Annotated in this window: 14 protein-coding genes and 1 pseudogene; 7 read left to right on the top strand and 8 right to left on the bottom strand. The window is 38.9% G+C overall.

Translation table 11 applies throughout. The features are described from left to right. Positions 1–113: 113 nt before the first annotated feature. Together ACR64G_RS05990 and ACR64G_RS05985 are read left to right on the top strand one after the other, a co-directional pair. Positions 114–1,109 (top strand): zinc-dependent alcohol dehydrogenase family protein, encoded by a 996-nt coding sequence (locus ACR64G_RS05990; RefSeq protein WP_058024907.1) that lies wholly within the window; start codon positions 114–116, stop codon positions 1,107–1,109. Beyond that, positions 1,099–2,115 carry a zinc-dependent alcohol dehydrogenase family protein gene (locus ACR64G_RS05985; protein WP_435980585.1) on the top strand — a complete coding sequence of 339 codons (1,017 nt, stop codon included), beginning with the start codon at positions 1,099–1,101 and terminating at the stop codon, positions 2,113–2,115. Before ACR64G_RS05990 ends, ACR64G_RS05985 begins: the two co-directional genes overlap by 11 nt. A gap of 14 nt (positions 2,116–2,129) precedes the next feature. Here ACR64G_RS05985 and ACR64G_RS05980 read toward each other — a convergent pair whose 3' ends face one another. Beyond that, a complete protein-coding gene (locus ACR64G_RS05980) occupies positions 2,130–3,029 on the bottom strand; it encodes a LysR family transcriptional regulator (protein WP_435980657.1) in 900 nt (299 codons plus the stop codon). 134 nt (positions 3,030–3,163) lie between these two features. On the opposite strand from ACR64G_RS05980, the gene ACR64G_RS05975 reads away from it, so the two are divergent. From ACR64G_RS05975 to ACR64G_RS05965, 3 genes are all read left to right on the top strand, one after another. Beyond that, on the top strand, positions 3,164–3,904 hold the full coding sequence (locus ACR64G_RS05975) for an SDR family oxidoreductase (RefSeq protein ID WP_435980584.1): 741 nt from the start codon (positions 3,164–3,166) through the stop codon (positions 3,902–3,904). Between the two features lie 340 nt (positions 3,905–4,244). After that, the gene (locus ACR64G_RS05970) at positions 4,245–5,243 is read left to right on the top strand and encodes a zinc-binding alcohol dehydrogenase family protein (RefSeq protein ID WP_435980583.1); all 999 of its coding nucleotides are present in this window, start codon (positions 4,245–4,247) and stop codon (positions 5,241–5,243) included. A gap of 192 nt (positions 5,244–5,435) precedes the next feature. Next, positions 5,436–5,720 (top strand): putative quinol monooxygenase, encoded by a 285-nt coding sequence (locus ACR64G_RS05965; protein WP_058024911.1) that lies wholly within the window; start codon positions 5,436–5,438, stop codon positions 5,718–5,720. A gap of 137 nt (positions 5,721–5,857) precedes the next feature. On the opposite strand, the gene ACR64G_RS05960 is transcribed toward ACR64G_RS05965, so the two are convergent. Continuing rightward, the gene (locus ACR64G_RS05960) at positions 5,858–6,448 is read right to left on the bottom strand and encodes a recombinase family protein (RefSeq protein ID WP_435980582.1); all 591 of its coding nucleotides are present in this window, start codon (positions 6,446–6,448) and stop codon (positions 5,858–5,860) included. A gap of 267 nt (positions 6,449–6,715) precedes the next feature. After that, positions 6,716–6,790, bottom strand: a pseudogene (locus tag ACR64G_RS05955) (IS1 family transposase); the annotation flags it as partial. A 76-nt stretch (positions 6,791–6,866) separates the two neighbouring features. Here ACR64G_RS05955 and ACR64G_RS05950 point away from each other — a divergent pair. Both ACR64G_RS05950 and ACR64G_RS05945 read left to right on the top strand, forming a co-directional pair. After that, positions 6,867–7,700 carry a cation transporter gene (locus tag ACR64G_RS05950; RefSeq protein WP_435980581.1) on the top strand — a complete coding sequence of 278 codons (834 nt, stop codon included), beginning with the start codon at positions 6,867–6,869 and terminating at the stop codon, positions 7,698–7,700. A gap of 99 nt (positions 7,701–7,799) precedes the next feature. Beyond that, a complete protein-coding gene (locus tag ACR64G_RS05945) occupies positions 7,800–7,925 on the top strand; it encodes a hypothetical protein (RefSeq protein WP_256713876.1) in 126 nt (41 codons plus the stop codon). A gap of 1,538 nt (positions 7,926–9,463) precedes the next feature. On the opposite strand, the gene ACR64G_RS05940 is transcribed toward ACR64G_RS05945, so the two are convergent. From ACR64G_RS05940 to ACR64G_RS05920, 5 genes are all read right to left on the bottom strand, one after another. Then, entirely contained in the window at positions 9,464–9,904 is a 441-nt protein-coding gene (locus ACR64G_RS05940; RefSeq protein WP_427550947.1) for a DUF7673 family protein, read from the bottom strand. Positions 9,905–10,748: 844 nt separating this feature from the next. Further along, positions 10,749–12,392 (bottom strand): UvrD-helicase domain-containing protein, encoded by a 1,644-nt coding sequence (locus ACR64G_RS05935; protein ID WP_435980580.1) that lies wholly within the window; start codon positions 12,390–12,392, stop codon positions 10,749–10,751. Further along, positions 12,389–14,302 (bottom strand): ATP-dependent nuclease, encoded by a 1,914-nt coding sequence (locus ACR64G_RS05930; protein ID WP_435980579.1) that lies wholly within the window; start codon positions 14,300–14,302, stop codon positions 12,389–12,391. Before ACR64G_RS05930 ends, ACR64G_RS05935 begins: the two co-directional genes overlap by 4 nt. 1,427 nt (positions 14,303–15,729) lie before the next feature. Then, positions 15,730–16,722: an aldo/keto reductase gene (locus ACR64G_RS05925; protein ID WP_435980578.1), complete on the bottom strand. Its 993-nt coding sequence runs from the start codon at positions 16,720–16,722 to the stop codon at positions 15,730–15,732. Positions 16,723–16,764: 42 nt separating this feature from the next. Beyond that, complete coding sequence (locus tag ACR64G_RS05920) at positions 16,765–17,136, bottom strand: carboxymuconolactone decarboxylase family protein (protein ID WP_435980577.1); 372 nt, start codon at positions 17,134–17,136, stop codon at positions 16,765–16,767. Positions 17,137–17,142: the final 6 nt, after the last annotated feature.

Genomic DNA, 17,142 nt, shown 5'->3' with positions numbered 1-17,142 from the left:
TGATATTCATTATTCATTATTTAGGAATTATTAAATCCTATAAATATCATTTATTGGATTAATTTACTTTGGTATTGTGCATATCATCCCCCAGTTAAGAATAAGGAACAACTATGAATAAGATGATGAATGCGCTTATCCTAGAAAATTTTGGTGATCATGAATTTAAACGTGTAGAACTCCCTATACCTCAACCAGAGGCTGGGCAAGTTCTAGTACGTATTCATGCCAGTGGTGTAAACCCTATTGATTATAAAATTCGTCTTGGCGAAGCAACATATGCTATGCCAGAGCTTCCTGCCGTGTTGGGAACGGATATGGCTGGAGTTGTAACTGCTGTTGGTGAAGGTGTCACCCACTTCAACGTCGGAGATGAAGTTTACGGTCTGATAGGTGGCGTTCGTGGTCTTCAAGGATCTTTAGCAGAATATGTTGTAGCAGATGCTGATCTGATCGCATTAAAGCCACGGAATATCTCTATGCGCGAGGCAGCAGTACTACCATTGACGTTCCTCACCGCTTGGGAAGGTTTAGTGGATAATGCTAAGGTCCAACCAGGACAAACTGTACTGGTTCAGGGTGGTGCTGGTGGCGTTGGTTATATGGTTGTTCAGCTTGCAAAAGCACTTGATGCAAATGTTTGGGCGACTGGTCGTACAGCTGATCAATCACTGATTTCAGAACTCGGTGCAACACCTCTCGATTACACGACAGCATCTTCCGATGACATTATTGCTGCAAGCCCTGAGGGTCAAGGTTTTAACATTGTTTACGACACTGTGGGTGGTCCAGTACTCGAAGCGTCACTTTCCATGACGACTCACTATGGCCACATCACCAGCTGTGCTGCATTTGGCAATCATAATTTAGCGAATTCATCTCTACGGTGTGCCACAGTGTCTGGCGTATTCGTCCTAATGCCGACGTTAACAGGCAATCGCCGTTCTCATCATGGTGATATCCTTAAGACCGCGACTCGTCTCGTTGAGGAAGGTAAACTGCGTGCTATTGTTGATCCTCGTCATTTTACTCTAGACCAAGCGATTGAGGCTCATGATGCTGTTCAAGATCGCTCTGCCAATATTAAGGTAGTTATCGATGTCATTTAACGCACTTCAGGCCAACACTTGGCGCTTCAATTGTATTGGAGATACAGATGTTCTGACATTAGAAACACTTCCTGTTGCTTTACCAGCCGCAGGAGAAGTTCTAATACAGATTAAAACGATCGGACTCAACCGGGCTGATGTAATGTTTCGGCGTGGTACTTATATTCAAAAGGCAGTATTCCCTTCTCGTCTGGGATATGAGGGAGCAGGCATAGTTCTTGCGGTAGGTGAAGGTGTACGCCAATTTTCTCCAGGAGATGCAGTATCGATTCTTCCGACTGACAATCTAGCCAAATATGGGACATATGCGGACAAGCTTCTGATTCCAGAAAATTTTTTAGTTCACAAACCCGATAGTTTAAGCTGGGAAGAAGCTTCTTCAATCTGGATGCAGTATTTGACGGCTTGGGGTGGTGTAATCCATGCTGGTGGATTATCGAAAGGAAAAACGATCTTCATCACAGCAGCTTCAAGTAGCGTAGGACTAGCTGCGATACAGATAGCTGAAGCAGCGGGAGCTAAGGTTATTGCAAGTACACAGACGATAGAGAAAAAGCAACGTTTACTGGATCTTGGTGTTAAAGATGTTATAGCCAGTGAAGACGAACCAGATTTGTATGAGGCGCTTGTTTTACGTTTAGGTGGAGAACATCTTGATGTCGCCTTCGATGCTGTAGGAGGGCCGCATATTGAACAGATTGCAAAAGCGATGTCTGTGGGAGGAACTATGGTTATGCATGGTGCGCTTAGCCCGGAGATCACACCATTTCCCCTTAAAATTGCATTACGCAAGAGCTTAACCATGCGAGGTTTTTTGTTCCTTGAGGTTCTCCATGACCCTGTTCTAAGGGAGCAAGCCAGACGATTTATTCTGAGCAGTATAGGTGCAGGATATCTTCGTCCAGTGATCGACCGTTGCTTTAACTTTGAGGACATGCATGACGCTCAGCGCTATCTTGAATCAAATCAGCAAATAGGAAAAATTGTAGTTACCCTAAATACATGATGGTCTTATCTAATTCAGGTTTCTATATGGCCCAGCACTTCCACTAAGTAATCAAACAATGCTCGGATTCGCAAAGGTGTCGGGCCCCGCTGTGGACGATATAAATACAGGCGCCAAACGGGAGAGGTTTCCTCATGAAGTATCTGAATGAGCTTACCACTCCTAAGCCACGGCAAAACTAGAAATCCAGGCATGTGTCCGAATCCAACTCCAGCGAGAATAGCTTGAAATTCAGCTTCTAGATCATCTGTAATAAAACGAGGCTTTGATGGCGTAAAGCTTCGACTTTCGGTGAATGTCCATGGCCAGTAACGCCCTGTTTTATGATCGAATAGTGCTGTTAGAGGGTATTTATCAAGGTCAATAATTTTTTTGGGCATTCCAACCTTATCAATTAACTCTGGCGTACCCACAGAATAAAAGTTCACTTTCGCCAATTCCCTTGCCACATATCGATTGTCCGGCAAAAATCCAAATCTGATCCCGATATCTATCCGCTCATCGATCACATCCGAGTGTGAATCTGTTAGCACACAATCCACGACAATATCTGGATAACGTATGGCAAATTCTGCTAGTGCAGGTACTACCACTTTACGCCCTAACACAGACGACACAGTAAGACGGACAGTCCCACGCATTTCATCTCGTTTTTCCTTGGTGTCTTTTACAAGCAAAGTATCGATCGATTCCACCGCAAGACGTGCTTGCTTTGCCAGACGCTCACCATCAGCAGTAATTTTAATTTGTCGAGTACTCCTGTAGAACAGAATCTCTCCGCGCTGCTCTTCTAGCTCTTTTATTGCCCGTGTCACTACCTGTGGGGAAATACCCAGCTGAGTTGCTGCCTCTTTAAAATTTCGAGACTCTGCTGCGACACAAAAGATACGCATCATTTCCAATTTGTTCTGCATGTCCAATCCTGTGTTATAGTAATTATTCCGTAAATAGGAATTCTGAAAGATAATATTATTCATTTATTATACCTAACAAGGCTGTAATACTTAACCCTCAAATATGATTGACAAATAGGTTGAAGGTTACTTGTATGAATAATATAGAAAATAAAGTTATTGTTATCACTGGTGCAAGTAGTGGTTTAGGTGAAGCTACTGCTCGCTTACTTGCTAAAAAAGGTGCAAAGGTTGTAATTGGTGCTAGACGTACTGAAAAATTAGAGGCTATTGTTCACGACATTCGTGCTGAAGGTGGTCAAGCTGAATTTATTGGTGTGGATGTAACCAAACCACATGAAGTGCAAGCACTTATTGAAAAGGCATTAAGCGCATTTGGTCAAATCGATGTATTGGTAAACAATGCTGGATTGATGTCTATTGCACCATTAAGTGAGCTAAAAGTTGATGAATGGGATCGTATGATCGACATTAATATTAAAGGTGTTCTTTATGGAATAGCAGCTACCCTACCTGTTTTCCAAAAACAAAACTTTGGACACTTTATTAATCTCTCATCTGTTGCAGGGGTAAAAGTATTTAGTCCAGGAGGTACTGTTTATAGCGGTACTAAGTTTGCTGTAAGAGCCATCTCAGAAGGCCTTCGTCATGAAGTTGGGGGAACAATTAGAACGACTACTATTGAGCCTGGTGCAATTGAGTCAGAACTAAAATTCGGTTCTTCTCATAAAGAAAGTTCAGAGTTTGTTACTGACTTCTACAAACAAGCCATACCAGCTGACTCAGTCGCTCGAGCAATTGCTTATGCAATTGAACAGCCTGCGGATGTAGATATTAATGAAATTGTTTTGCGCCCAACGAGCCAAGAGTTTTAATTATTGAATAACATAAAATGGGAGCACTTCGCTCCCATTTTTACTAGGGCGTGTTGAACATTCAAATGTGGCACTGGCGGCGGCTATTTTACAGGCAATACGCAGTGAAATTTTCGAAGCCTAGTCATTCTAGGATAGACAATTTCGCCATGTATTGGCAAAAAAGAGCCCCGCCCCAAAGGGCTGATGCTAAAATCACCCCAAACGGTGTTGTAAACCTAGCTAAGGCCTCGACATTATCGTCGGTTTACGCCTAGTTTGGTGCGATTTTATCTATCAGCAGTCCTAATATTTGAATGTTCAACACGCCCTATATTTTTTTAAAGTTGAGGACAAATCTATGAAAGCCGTATCGTATGTTATAAATAACCATGATGATTTTAAAAATTCATTGGTAGATATTGAAAAAGCGAAGCCTACGCTTAAGGAGCGTGATGTACTGGTAAAAGTTCAGACAATCTCTGTGAATCCAGTTGATACCAAAGTGAGAAAAAATTCGTCTGAAGCAAATAATCGTATTTTAGGTTGGGATGCCGTTGGGGAAATTATTGAAGTTGGCTCAAAAGTTACTTCGTTTAAAGTAGGAGATTCTGTTTGGTATGCTGGCGATTTAACCCGAGATGGTAGTAATGCTGAGTATCAAGCAGTCGATGAACGAATTATTAGTCTTAAACCAATTACAGTATCTAATGCAGAAGCAGCAGCATTGCCATTAACTGCAATAACGGCATGGGAAATGCTGTTTGATCGGTTTCAAATTTCAGAAACAGAAGTTGGCAGTATTTTAATTATTGGTGGTGCAGGTGGTGTAGGATCAATCGCTATCCAACTCCTAAAAGCAAAAACAAATCTGACCGTTATAGCAACAGCTTCACGTGAAGAAACGAAATCTTGGGTGGAATCACTTGGTGCCGACCATGTCATTGATCATAGCAAAGATTTAAATGCACAAATCGAGACACTAGGCATTGCAAAACCAAAATACGTATTCTCTACAAATCATACAGACACCTATATCGAGCAAATAGTTTCTCTGATTGCACCACAAGGCAAGCTTGGATTGATCGATGATCCACAAACATTTGATATTATGCCGTTTAAGACTAAATCTATTTCTATCCATTGGGAGTTGATGTTCACCCGTTCAATGTATGAAACCGATGATATTGAAAAGCAAGGTGATCTCTTGCAACAGGTTGCCCAATTAGTTGATCAGCAAAAAATTAGAAGTACCCTCAACCAAAATCTAGGCAAAATTAACGCTGCAAACTTGGAGAAGGCGCATAAGTTGCTTGAATCAGGCAAGTCAAAAGGCAAAATTGTACTAGAAAACTTCTAGGGCGTGTCCCTAATTCAAGCGTTTATGACTAAATGGGCTAAAAATGGCTAAATCTTTGGCAAACGGTGTCAAATAGCTGACCAATATCTTGATATTACCTGCGTTATTTTCCTTGTTTGCCTTTAATTTATCTCATTTTTATCGCCATTTTTAAAATAGGGACAAGCCCTAAAACAAATTCAAGGTGAAATAATGACTATTTCAATAATTGCGAACTTTAAGGCAAAATCAGATCAAAAAGAGACGTTAGAAGCGCTTTTAAAAAGTGTAATAGAGCCTACGCTTCAAGAAGAAGGGTGCTTGAAATATGAGCTTTATATTAGCGAAAATGACTCGAGTAGATATTTCTTCTTAGAAGAATGGCGTAGCAGGGAGGATTTAGATATCCATATGGCCTCTGATTATATTCAAAGTTTATTTGGTAATATCCAATCGCTCATTGAATCAAGTGATATTGTAGAAATCAAAAAAATATAGCTGTATTCGGACGTTATGATGAAGTATTCTTCAAATTAACATAGAGACTTAGAAAGCTAACATAAAAATGGGAGCTCTAAGCTCCTATTTTTTGAGTGAACCGTACCGGGTTTGGAGACCCTCCGACATAGTGTCGTCTAGCCCTGCTTTAACACCCGATAAACCGTAGCTACCCCAACACCAACCGCCTTAGCGATCTCCTCTTTTGTCATATTGTTTTGACTGGCTAATTCTTTAATACGATTGTGTTTCGTTGTATTAGGCTTCTTACCAGTGGGCTTATAACCACTGTTCGCCAACCCCTGCTTAATACGCTCTCTGCGCTTGTCGTTATCAAGCTTTGCCATCGTCGCTAGTAAATCGATTAGCATATCGTTAATGACTCTAAGGATGTCACCTGTCATGCCCTTACTTACCGTATGCGTGGTTGGTAGATCGGCCACCACCAATCGCAAGCCCTTGTCTTTAATACGCTGCTTTAGAATTGCAAAATCATCTTGAGATAGCCTGCTTAATCTGTCCACGCTTTCAACCAGCAGAATATCGCCTTGATCAGCGTCCTTTAATAGCTTAGCTAATACTGGCCTATCAAGCTTCGTACCACTGAAATGCTCAACGTACTCAACATGGTTATCATCATAGCTTTGGCTAAAGCTAATCAAGTTAGACAAGGCTCTCTTAGCGTCTTGATCCTTAGTGCTGGCTCTCACATAAATACGAACAGTCATAACGCCTCTTTTTATCATTTATACTTAATAATTAATGTCCATTGATAATAGCAAGATATTACTATCATTTAATAATATAAACAAGTCTAATGATAGATAAGTTATTGTTTAGAGGTTTTATGTTTTGGGTATAGGCTAATGATAGGGAAAAAGCGTAGTAACCTGTCCTATAATCCAAAAGTCTGTTATAAATGGTTCCATATTAAAGTCTGTTTTAAGTAGTCTGATAATAAGTTTGAAGGGTTAAATAGCTAGTTCCGCTAGGGTATAGCTTTTGAAACCATTTTTCTTTATATTGTCACTTAGACAGGCTGGGCATTTGATGTATAGTGTCATTTGCATTTCACTATTTATCAATTTCTCAGCCTGTTTTTTTCCAGCCTACTTTTTGAACCACCACCCGGATATAAATGTAGCTATGAATAAAACAACTTTTAAAATATCGAAGATGGACTGCCCTTCGGAGGAAAACCTAATCCGAATGAAATTAGAGGGCCACTCGAATATTAAACATCTTGAGTTCGACATTCCTAACCGTCAATTAACTGTGTTTCATCATGACAATATAGAAGGGATAGAGACTGCTATTCATGACCTAAAATTAGGAGACACCCTACTCTCGACCGAAACCATTGACCCCTCTGATCCCAACAATAATTTTAAAATTGATGCTGATTCTAGTCACAAAAAAGATGCTGAGCAAAGAAAGCTACTATGGATAGTGCTGGTCATTAACTTTGCTTTCTTTATTATTGAAATGAGCACGGGACTGATTTCTCGTTCGATGGGGTTGGTCGCCGACAGCTTAGATATGTTAGCAGATAGCTTCGTGTACGGAATTAGCTTATTTGCGGTCGGTGGAACGGTCATTAAGAAAAAACGGATTGCTAGAATTGCCGGATATTTTCAAATTACGCTAGCGATTCTTGGTTTTTTAGAAGTACTAAGACGTTTCTTTGGCAATGAGCAGTTACCTGACTTTTCTACCATGATAGTCATATCGATTCTTGCGCTAATTGCAAACTCGATTTGCCTCTATTTACTACAAAAATCGAAAAGCAAAAAAGAAGAAGCCCATATGCAAGCCAGTATGATTTTCACTTCAAACGATGTGATTATCAATTTAGGGGTAATTGTTGCAGGGATTTTGGTTAATTGGTTACACTCTAGTACGCCTGATTTGATTATTGGTAGCATCGTATTTGCTTTAGTTATTCAGGGCGCCTTTAGAATATTGAAGTTGAGTAAGTAGCCAAGCCTAATAACTGAAGCAAATAGCTCAAGTAAGTAGCTTAATTAAACCGCTAAGTGTAAAGTAACTGGGTTTGAAGCAAATAAACATCATAAGGATATGAGACCTCAAGCAATGATTGAACAAACTTTAAATCTAGTCACCACCAAAGACCATCAGCAAGTTGCCGTTTGGCGAATAATAGATGATGAAGTCTTTGATAAGAATCTGGTGGTGGTCAACTAATTTAGGACACTAATAAAATTCAAACCTACATCGCCATTACTTATAACCCTGAGTCGAGAACGGATAATAATTATAAGCGTTGGGGCAACTTTTATGACCGCCAAGATCTGTTAGTAGGTGACGAGTTGTGTCAGGTGGTTAATTTTCAGAGACCTTCCTAAATTTTGTGTAAGTATTTAATCTAAACGTCAGTTACACAGAATCTGGGATGGTCTCTTCAAGTCCTCACTAGCGCACCGATCATAGATAGAATATCTATGGTAAGTACATCATGAAGTACACTGTGGCTATCTCAGCAAGTTGAAACCTTAATACCATTAGCTCACAGCCAAAGATTCAAGTCCTCACTAGGGAACCGAACCAATGAAAGCACCTGATTGGTTAGCCATAGGTATACTCAATAAAATTCAGAAGAGCAATAGACGCTCTAAAAACAGAATACGTTCCTGCGTCATTTAGTGTGATAGCGTACAAATGATAATTAAACGCTGAATACGCACGAAAGGTTTACAAGATTCTAGAGAGCACACTTATAAGATATAGCCGTGAACAAACTCCTACCAAGCTGCGGTAATATTCCTACCGACTAAGGACTTTTCAAACTCTGTACAACTATGATTCTATCCGCAAACCTCTGTTTTAATTGTAAATATTATTATTATGGTGTAGAAAAAAGCGACTTTATCAAATTAAAATGTAGTGCTCGCAATGCTTGTACATTATGTAAATTAGCAAAATATGCATCTATGTATACTCAATAAAATTCAGAGGAGCAATAGACGCTCTAAAAACAGAATACGTTCCTGCGTCATTTAGTGTTTTTAACTTTTTTACGCCTGCAGGCTCCGACTGTAAATCCTCGATTTTGAATTGTTATTAGTAAAGCAGAAGCATAACCAGTGGAGACTAAAAGCGCATGCATTTAAACTATCAGGGCTTAGATAGCTTTGCAATTTTAGAATAATGATTGAGCAAAAGAGCTTTCACTTCTGCACTGGTCGCAATCTTACCTTCTACAAAGTCGTCAAAGATATATTGAATCTTAGGATTCACGGGGATGTTATCAACTGCAAAACTAGCAAGCGTATCTGCAGTGATGCGCCGGCGCTTCGCAATTTCAGCTTTACTTACAAGGATAGGGGGTCATCAGACATTTTTCTTTCCATTTCATAAGTTGAGGCAGTTGTCGCAATTTTTGCGACAACTGCCTTTTAGAAGAAGGTTTAACTGTCGCAAAATCTGCAATAGTTGCCCATTAATCATTTCTCATTATTTTTTGGGCTCTCGATTTTTGCGTCATTTAGTGTTTTTAATACTTTTTTTCTTGGAAATAGCTAATAGTAAGCAGTCCGCTATTTCTTGAGTACAAGCTTGGCTCTCTGGAGAGTGACTAGATAACAAATCTTGCAATGTTTGAGCTATCTTATGTGTCTTCTAAAACTTTAAAACCTATTTTAACTCTCGCTTTGTATGATCATTGGCTGATAGCTGTTGGTACTGATTATTTAAAGCCTTATATTCGGGCATATACAACATCCCTAGTCGTGCGAAACTTCTTCTTTCATACGCGTGAAGTCGATCTTATATTCGGGCAAATATAAGTCGATGTCTTTTCTATTGCAAGTCGTTTGATGCTCTAGCACGAAGAGCAGAGCCTTACGTTTTGTGCTGTCTAAGCTATACCATTTCGACAGATTAGCTTTGTATGCATAGCCGTTATATAAGCTCAACAGCGTGTCGCGACACGCTACTGCACCAGCACCACCGCCACGCGTAGCAAGAATTACCGTTTCCAGATGCTGATTGAATTCAGCAGTGAATTCTTCCGACTTGTAAAAATCGTCCTGCTCAAACATCGCGAGATTATCTGCAAGTATCGCCTTATCGCGCGCTTCATTAGTAGTGCGATTCATCGACACAGTGCCCATCGCATGATGAATAAAAATTTTATCTTCGGTGTATTCGACTGTCGGTTTCATATGTTAGATCCTTGTAGGTTGTGCCGTTGGCGGCATAATTCTATTTTACCCACGCGCGCGATATCAATTAGTAGAATAACATTCTATGATTATAAGCGTACTCAAAAAAGCTTTGCAGCATTACATCTCTAATATCTGACAATGTTTAGGTGTGATTTTACGAAGCATTAGCATCGTTTTACCAAAATTTTCTCGACAACGAGTATCAAATTAGCAATGCTATATATATGGGTCTCAGCTGTATTCATAGAAAACAAATCAAACAGACAAGCACTATCGCGCAGTTATACACGTCGGCAAAACATGTACAAAGAAGAGCTTTGCTATTTTAGGGGATAGTTACAAATCTAAATAGCAGTTACACAGAATCTGGGATGCGCTCGTCAATGGTAGCCAAGTGAATTTTTCATTATCATCATTCGTTAAAATGGCATCGTTAGTGATTCCATCTATTGTACCCTTAAATCCTGTAGATATATTCTCAAAGAGATCAGACTACAGTGAGAATTTTGGTAGCTCTCTACCTCTAGGCTAGCTAACGTTTGCTCTACATACTTATTGATACCATCAATTATCTCATTAGCATCTTCTTGCCATTCAAAGCTGTAATATGCATCAAGAGAATCCAGATTATCAATTTTTTTAGATTAATTAAGGCATCCATGAGTTTGCGTAGATTATTAAAGTCTAGGCTCGATATTGTGGTCTGTTTTTTAATGTTTTGCATCGAGAAAAATCCTACAAGTGTTACAGTTTTCTAAGTGGTTCCATCTTAGGGGTCTGTTTTCAGTAGTCTATTAATACGTTTTAGGGCTTAAATAGCTGATTATGCTGGGGTATACGTCTAATATACTAATCTACAGTAACTTAAGAACTCATGATGTGGTGTTCTCCGTACATCCCATCTTTTAAAATGACTAGGAGGAACTTCACGTCTACTTACATGTGTCAAAAGTAATCTTTGTTTAGCTCGTGAAACTCCTACAAAGAAAGCACATCTTTCATCATTTACATTTCCAAAAAATATCTCTTGCTCAACAGCCATAATAACGACTGTATCAAACTCCAAACCTTTACTTTTATGAATTGTTAGCAGTCTAATAGCGTCATCTCCAGAAAAACTGAGTAATGCTTTAATTAAGTTTGATGCTGATATCATTGTCCTTTCAATTTCATTCTTAAAATCGATAATGAGCTTATACAGATAATCAGTTGACTCATAAGATGGAGATAATGTTATTAATCTTTGAACTCCTAAAGTCTTCAATAAAAAACGAACGTTTTCCCACCATTTTGAGTAGTCTTTAGTTGACTTAAAAAGTCTCCATTCATTTTGAATGTATCTGCTTATTTCTAAAGTCTGACTGGATTGGTTCTCATTATCAAAGAGTGATATTGTTTCGTTGAGTCTTGTCCAAGAATCGGGCTCATTGGGGCTATAAATACACATTAAAAAGTCAACAAATAATTGAGCTATAGGCTCACTGCTTAAATCCTGTAATTGCTGTTCATTACGAAAAGGTATATTTAGGGTATTCAACTCATTCATTAAGCTCCAAGCATATAAGTCTATCTGTTTAGATACAAGAATAGCTATCTCAGAAGCAGGAATTTTCTCTACTTGAAGCCAATGCTGTATTTTACTTGCTAAGTATGTAGCTTCAAGCTTTGCATCAGCAAATGACTGTATGGAAACCTCACCTTCATTACCAGCAATCAAAGCTTCAGGCATTACCGAGTCTGGTTCAAGAATGCGTATAATTTCATTTTGTAATCTAAGCAATCTAGGCTTAGAGCGAAAGTTTCTATATAAAACTAATGAAATAGCTGAAAAATCATCAGTATAGTACTTAAATATACCTTCAAGAGCGCCAGCCCAACCCATTATTCTTTGCTTGCTATCACCTACTGATACTATTCGAACGCTAGTATTTAAGAAAGCCAGCTTAATAAGTTTATATTGTAAAGTAGTGCAATCCTGAAATTCATCGAGGAAAACATCAGTATATGTGCTCTTAATTATATTTCTTACTATCTCTGAGCTTTCTAAAATAGTAATGGCAAATGGAACTAAGTCATTAAAAGTTATCTGCTTCCGGTGAACCCTTCTTTCACCAATTTGATAGTCAAAATCTAGCGCTTCTTGACCAGTTAAAACTATTCTAAAACGGTCAATAATTTTTTTAGCAAACGCATGAAAGGTATAACTATCAAACCTTGTGGCTAGACTACTACCGCAACGTTTTATGACCCTTTCTTTTAAATTTTTGCTAGCATCGACTTTAAAAGATATTGCTAATATTCTTTTAGGATATCGACAAGCTTGTGTCTTTAGAAGAAAGTCAGCTCTTTGTGCTAACATTTCAGTTTTTCCAGCACCAGGTCCTGCGGTCAATGCATAACATTTTTTAGTGGATGTAACTACAGCCATAGCATTAGGTTCTAATATAAGACCATTAGCTGGCTTCCATTCATAAGTGGAAATCATTCAGGTAGCTCATTAATTAAGCGTTCAGTTGCATCGATCATTCTAGAATAAGATTCGGGCATGTTATTTAGAATATCTGTGTCTAATAGATTTGCTAGCGCTTCAATATGATTTGCTGGCTTACTACCTAAATTGAACTTTTTATGGTAACGACTAAATAATAGTTGTTCATCATCAGTATATTGAAAGCGATCAAAGTGGGCTTTACCTAAAACGGCTTTAAATGTTGAGTCATCGCAAATTTCATTTTCAGCACGAAAGGCTTGTGGAAATCCTTTCAACATTGAAAAATCTAAATCTAATGGAGATGAGAAAAAAACACCTCTTTTTTCAAGCTCTTCAATATAGTTTGGATAGTTTCTAACTTTCTCAGTCACATCATTCCAGCTTGGTATACCAAAATCTTGTGGCAATACTTTACTTGGCGTATATTTTGCAAGTTGATCATTAACGTATTTAATTCTTCCCCAACCTCCATGATACCGAGCTATATCTAAATCAAGGAGAGTAACGTGAGGGATATTCAGTCCTGTAAGAAGTCTCCAAAAGTGATTTACATGTCTCCCGCCTAATGGTGCAATAGTAATTGCAAATTCGTCAGCTGGGATACCTTTAGCCTGTAGTAGTCTTGGAATAACAATTTCCTCACTATCGCCTTCTCCAAGAATGACTAGTCTTGAAAAATATATTTCAGGATATGCTTGCACCGCTTGTCTTACAAATTTATGGGCTTCATCAGACTTGTCTGGTAATGTGATGTAGCTAATCTTAGTTTGTCTATCTATTCCAAGTCTTAAATAACGTATATTCTCAGGTTCTACTCTTTTTAATATAGAAGGCGCATGTGTGGCTATCAATGCTTGAGCATCAGCTCCATTCGTCAACCTGTTTAATGAGCTTACAATTCTGCCAAGAAAGTGAGGTGATAGGCTATTTTCAGGCTCCTCAAGAGCTACAATAGTAAATATAGGAGGATTAAGTTTATCAGGATCGAAGGTAGCATCATCTCCACTTAATACTTTTCTTCCAACAGCTTGAGAAGTAAGTACTAAAGATAAATAAAGCATAGACTTCTGACCATCACTGAGCTGTGAGAAATCCACGTCGTTTTGATCATGACCAGGAGAGAAGGAGACAGACATATGGCGAAGCAAAGCTTCGATTTCAGAATTAGAGAAATTAATTTTAGGATCAGTAAAATAATTTCCTTTGTGCAAGTTTTTCCATACGTCTTTAAGTGTAGAACTTACTAAATCTACAGAACTGTTTTTAGACAAGCTATTACTAATTTCATCTGTAAGTGTCTTGATTTGCTCCCGCTCATTCGACCAGTTTACTGATCTTAGTAAGCGTCCAAGTAAGGCATTCGTACTAAAAGCGACATGCTCAGAAGGATCACGTTTAGCAGGTAAATAATGGATCTGAATTTGATTTCTATCTGAGCGAGATACTCTACTTGTATTTGTCGGATTACCTATATGATCAAACTCTAAGACATATAGTAATATTGGATCATCAATATCACCATCTATTCCCATAGTGGCTTCAAGCCGATATCTTATAATAGGAAGTCCTGTAATACTACTAAGTCTCATATGATTAAACATAGGCGGAATAGTAGTTGATGTATGATCTGAAGAATCAGATGCTTCGGGTAACTCAAAATCTGCTTCTATCCAAAGCTTCCTTTCATCAGGAATTTCAGATTCATTATGAGAAACATGAAAATCGGACTTTTTTAATCTCCGTATTGACGGGTCAACAGAAAACATTTTACAAAGTGCTTGTAATACAGCTGTTTTTCCAGAACCATTAGGGCCGATTAAATAAGTTATTTTATCAAGTTGTATCTCTGTTGTTTCTTCACCGAAGGATTGGAAATTAGATAAGCGCATTTTTTTTAAAATCATAGTGACCTTACCTCTCTCTATAGTACTGGCAAACCAACTAAAATCTCTACTATTCAAAATGTTCTTTTTTAAAATATTTGGTCAATATACGTTAATCATGAATACTAAACAATGTTTCATATAAACAATTATAGGTGATGGTTAGATACACAGAGCTTTACGTATTTTGTTATCGCTATGATAAGCCATGATTTGCAAATCATACACTGAGTGAATAGTTTTTATACATATATATTATATATATAAAAACTATTTATCTCTAAGAACCTATAAATATATAGCTTGTATTTTATTTATATGCTATCTACTAGATATAACGCATAGGTGGCTTAGAAAATAAATACGGGTCATAATACGGTCAAAAAATACTTCACCACCGCATAGGTGGCTTAGAAATCTTTAAAATGACTGTCTAGTCTGTTTACATCCTTCATCACCGCATAGGTGACTTATGAGCAGCGTTAAAAAATTGCATGCCAATTTTAGCTGCGCAAGGAAAATCCTTTAAATAGGATTTTCAGGAATTATGACTTCAAACGAAATTTGATAAAATAGATACCACCGCACAGGTGGCTTATGAGAGCCGTTTAAACAAAGCACTGCTTTGTTAGGTTTGCAAGAGAAATTCTTTAGATAGAATTTCTGAATTAAGAAGTCACAACACCTAGTAGACCTCAATAGGAAAATCATAGATTTTCCCTTGTGATGGGCTTGACTCACTGCGCTATTGCTCCGTCTTGCACCGCTAAAACAGTCTCCCAGACTGTTTCTTAACGCGCCTCACTCAAAAGTTCAAAAAAACCCCATCTCACACACTTACAAGTGGCTTATGAGCAGCGTTAAGACTTATATTGAGATGACATACCAATTTTAGCTGCGCAACTCACACTTAAAGCGGAGCTTTTCGCCTTGCGCTGCGGACAAACGTACCCCACACGCTTGCTGATCCTTGCTCACCTTTAAATATGAGAGCCGTTTAAACAAAGCACTGCTAACTGCGAGCATAGCTCTTGTCTTGCGTCGGGCAAAACAGTGTTTTGCTTACTCCTACTCAAGGCTTGCAAGGGAAACTCTTTAAATAGAGTTTCCAAAAATCAGAAGTTATGACTTCAAACGAAACCTGATAATATAAATATCACCGCATAGGTGACTTAGAAAGCGCAAAGATGACAAGTGGTATAGTCAGTCCAATATAAAAAAATATAGCGAGACTGGGATGCTTATTGTTTAATATCAGTTTTGCAGCATCGAGCGGCGTAGGCACAGCAAGCCCAAAATTTATACTAGTTCCGCGTTGTTAAACAATGTATCCGTTTTATTTAGTATCGGCTATATAACAAAATTACATCGCAGCTATAAACCAAAAAAGCCACACGTTACTCTGTAGCTTTTATTCTCAGAATCAAAATAGAATAGCCAGATCATCGCTACTTCTCAATACCGCCCCACCCAGCTTTTGGATAACGCGCGCCAGCTATCTTATTAGGACTAAATAATTTATCTAATTCATCTATTTGCTGAGATTTGAGTACAATATCTGCAGCTTTTGCATTCTCCATAAGATACTTTTCGTGGCGCGTACCTGCGATAGGAATGACATGCGGATGTTTATTTAGCATCCATGCCAAACATAGCTGGGCATTACTGTATTGCCACTTGCCAGCTAGCTGACTAAACTGCTGCACTATCTGTTGATTATCTATGAGCGCTTCTCCCTGTAATCGTGGTACAGCATGGCGAAAATCATCGGCTGCTAAATTCTCAGTTTCGAGCTTGCCTGTCAAAAAAGCACGTCCTAACGGGCTATAAGCAACGAAGCTGACACCTAGCTCACGGCAGGTCTGTAATAGATCTTCTTCTGGCTGGCGTGACCAAAGCGAATACTCACTTTGTACTGCCGTAATAGGATGTATGGCATGCGCTTGACGCAGAGTCGCACTTGAGACCTCAGAGAGACCAATACCGCGTATATCTCCTTGTTTCACTAAAGCGCTCAAAGTCTGCATCATGTCTTCAACTGGCGTCTTATGGTCACGGCGATGACAGTAGTATAGGTCGATATATTCTGTACCCAACCGCTGTAGAGAATCATGGCAAGCCTGCTTAATATAATCAGGGCTATTATCCAAACGGCGCTCGTATTGACCTTTCGCGCGGACAATACCGAACTTAGTAGCCATTACAATCTGCTCACGCTGCGCTTTATGATTGGCTAAGAACTGTCCCAGCAGCGTCTCATTATGTCCAAAGCCATAAGTATCAGCACTGTCAAAGAAATTAATACCAAGCTCCAGTGCTTTATCCAATAAAGCTAACGACTGGCTATCGTCACTGTCTCCATAGAACTCACTCATACCCATACAACCCAGCCCAATAGCTGAAACGGGCTGATTCATTTGCTGCAATAGTCTTGTTTGCATCTTATTCTCCGTATTAAGGTTGTTTAAAGTCATTCCTATCAATCACACTTCGATGACTTCTCTATAAATAGTCAACGCATTCATACAGGCGGGTACACCGGCATAAATTGCCATTTGGATAACGATCTCCAATAACTCTTGCTGGCTGACACCTATATTTAAGGCTGCCCGCATATGTAGTTTGAGCTGCGGCGCAGGGTGACCTAAGGTAATCAATGAGGCTACCGTTATCATCTCTCGGGACTTTAGATCAAGACCTGGGCGACCGACCACTGCGCCAAAAGCGTAATCAGTAATCAATGCCGGCAAGTCAGTATCTAGCTCAGCCAGACTATTAGATACCCTATCAGCAAGACCCTCTTGTAACTGGTTCATAATAGATTTGCCGTGCTCGGTAAGCGCACTATCACTCATCGTTTA

Source organism: Psychrobacter sp. DM4 (genome assembly GCF_051307035.1).
In the GTDB taxonomy this organism is placed as follows: Bacteria; Pseudomonadota; Gammaproteobacteria; order Pseudomonadales; family Moraxellaceae; genus Psychrobacter.
The sequence above is the reverse complement of the archived record's forward strand: the minus strand, read 5'-3'. Positions and strand labels throughout refer to the sequence as shown.

Bases quoted from the DNA above. Each gene is read 5' to 3' on its own strand.
- ACR64G_RS05945 (WP_256713876.1), top strand. From the start codon at position 7,800: ATGAGACCTCAAGCAATGATTGAACAAACTTTAAATCTAGTCACCACC.
- ACR64G_RS05985 (WP_435980585.1), top strand. From the start codon at position 1,099: ATGTCATTTAACGCACTTCAGGCCAACACTTGGCGCTTCAATTGTATT.
- ACR64G_RS05950 (WP_435980581.1), top strand. From the start codon at position 6,867: ATGAATAAAACAACTTTTAAAATATCGAAGATGGACTGCCCTTCGGAG.
- ACR64G_RS05940 (WP_427550947.1), bottom strand. From the start codon at position 9,904: ATGAAACCGACAGTCGAATACACCGAAGATAAAATTTTTATTCATCAT.
- ACR64G_RS05975 (WP_435980584.1), top strand. From the start codon at position 3,164: ATGAATAATATAGAAAATAAAGTTATTGTTATCACTGGTGCAAGTAGT.
- ACR64G_RS05965 (WP_058024911.1), top strand. From the start codon at position 5,436: ATGACTATTTCAATAATTGCGAACTTTAAGGCAAAATCAGATCAAAAA.
- ACR64G_RS05930 (WP_435980579.1), bottom strand. From the start codon at position 14,302: ATGATTTTAAAAAAAATGCGCTTATCTAATTTCCAATCCTTCGGTGAA.
- ACR64G_RS05980 (WP_435980657.1), bottom strand. From the start codon at position 3,029: ATGCAGAACAAATTGGAAATGATGCGTATCTTTTGTGTCGCAGCAGAG.
- ACR64G_RS05935 (WP_435980580.1), bottom strand. From the start codon at position 12,392: ATGATTTCCACTTATGAATGGAAGCCAGCTAATGGTCTTATATTAGAA.
- ACR64G_RS05960 (WP_435980582.1), bottom strand. From the start codon at position 6,448: ATGACTGTTCGTATTTATGTGAGAGCCAGCACTAAGGATCAAGACGCT.
- ACR64G_RS05990 (WP_058024907.1), top strand. From the start codon at position 114: ATGAATAAGATGATGAATGCGCTTATCCTAGAAAATTTTGGTGATCAT.
- ACR64G_RS05925 (WP_435980578.1), bottom strand. From the start codon at position 16,722: ATGCAAACAAGACTATTGCAGCAAATGAATCAGCCCGTTTCAGCTATT.
- ACR64G_RS05920 (WP_435980577.1), bottom strand. From the start codon at position 17,136: ATGAGTGATAGTGCGCTTACCGAGCACGGCAAATCTATTATGAACCAG.
- ACR64G_RS05970 (WP_435980583.1), top strand. From the start codon at position 4,245: ATGAAAGCCGTATCGTATGTTATAAATAACCATGATGATTTTAAAAAT.